Raw genomic sequence first — 1,662 nt, 5'->3', positions numbered from 1 at the left:
TTTTTTACGGAGAGTTTGATCCTGGCTCAGGACGAACGCTGGCGGCGTGCTTAACACATGCAAGTCGAACGATGATGCCCAGCTTGCTGGGTGGATTAGTGGCGAACGGGTGAGTAACACGTGAGTAACCTGCCCCTGACTCTGGGATAAGCGTTGGAAACGACGTCTAATACTGGATATGACCGCCGATCGCATGGTCTGGTGGTGGAAAGATTTTTTGGTTGGGGATGGACTCGCGGCCTATCAGCTTGTTGGTGAGGTAATGGCTCACCAAGGCGACGACGGGTAGCCGGCCTGAGAGGGTGACCGGCCACACTGGGACTGAGACACGGCCCAGACTCCTACGGGAGGCAGCAGTGGGGAATATTGCACAATGGGCGAAAGCCTGATGCAGCAACGCCGCGTGAGGGATGACGGCCTTCGGGTTGTAAACCTCTTTTAGTAGGGAAGAAGCGAAAGTGACGGTACCTGCAGAAAAAGCACCGGCTAACTACGTGCCAGCAGCCGCGGTAATACGTAGGGTGCAAGCGTTGTCCGGAATTATTGGGCGTAAAGAGCTCGTAGGCGGTTTGTCGCGTCTGCTGTGAAATCCCGAGGCTCAACCTCGGGCTTGCAGTGGGTACGGGCAGACTAGAGTGCGGTAGGGGAGATTGGAATTCCTGGTGTAGCGGTGGAATGCGCAGATATCAGGAGGAACACCGATGGCGAAGGCAGATCTCTGGGCCGTAACTGACGCTGAGGAGCGAAAGCGTGGGGAGCGAACAGGATTAGATACCCTGGTAGTCCACGCCGTAAACGTTGGGCGCTAGATGTAGGGACCTTTCCACGGTTTCTGTGTCGTAGCTAACGCATTAAGCGCCCCGCCTGGGGAGTACGGCCGCAAGGCTAAAACTCAAAGGAATTGACGGGGGCCCGCACAAGCGGCGGAGCATGCGGATTAATTCGATGCAACGCGAAGAACCTTACCAAGGCTTGACATACACCGGAAACGGCCAGAGATGGTCGCCCCCTTGTGGTCGGTGTACAGGTGGTGCATGGTTGTCGTCAGCTCGTGTCGTGAGATGTTGGGTTAAGTCCCGCAACGAGCGCAACCCTCGTTCTATGTTGCCAGCGCGTTATGGCGGGGACTCATAGGAGACTGCCGGGGTCAACTCGGAGGAAGGTGGGGATGACGTCAAATCATCATGCCCCTTATGTCTTGGGCTTCACGCATGCTACAATGGCCGGTACAAAGGGCTGCGATACCGTAAGGTGGAGCGAATCCCAAAAAGCCGGTCTCAGTTCGGATTGAGGTCTGCAACTCGACCTCATGAAGTCGGAGTCGCTAGTAATCGCAGATCAGCAACGCTGCGGTGAATACGTTCCCGGGCCTTGTACACACCGCCCGTCAAGTCATGAAAGTCGGTAACACCCGAAGCCGGTGGCCTAACCCTTGTGGAAGGAGCCGTCGAAGGTGGGATCGGTGATTAGGACTAAGTCGTAACAAGGTAGCCGTACCGGAAGGTGCGGCTGGATCACCTCCTTTCTAAGGAGCATCTGGTTCCATCGTTGCCTCGTCTTGGGGTGGGGTGGGATCCAGGCGCCTGATTCGGACCGAACGTGTCCGACGGGTAGCTCATGGGTGGAACATTGACAGTGCAGTCGGGAGCGCAGCTTCCGGTC

1 rRNA gene is annotated in these 1,662 nt (G+C 56.7%); it reads left to right on the top strand.

What is annotated here, in order from left to right:
• Positions 1 to 3 precede the first annotated feature (3 nt).
• A 16S ribosomal RNA gene (locus FS641_RS17735) occupies positions 4 to 1,525 on the top strand.
• The last annotated feature ends 137 nt before the right edge of the window (positions 1,526 to 1,662 follow it).

Source organism: Curtobacterium sp. 9128, assembly GCF_007673775.1.
Taxonomy (GTDB): Bacteria; Actinomycetota; Actinomycetes; order Actinomycetales; family Microbacteriaceae; genus Curtobacterium.
Note: the sequence above shows the minus strand (reverse complement) of the source record. Positions and strands in the feature narration are given on the sequence as shown.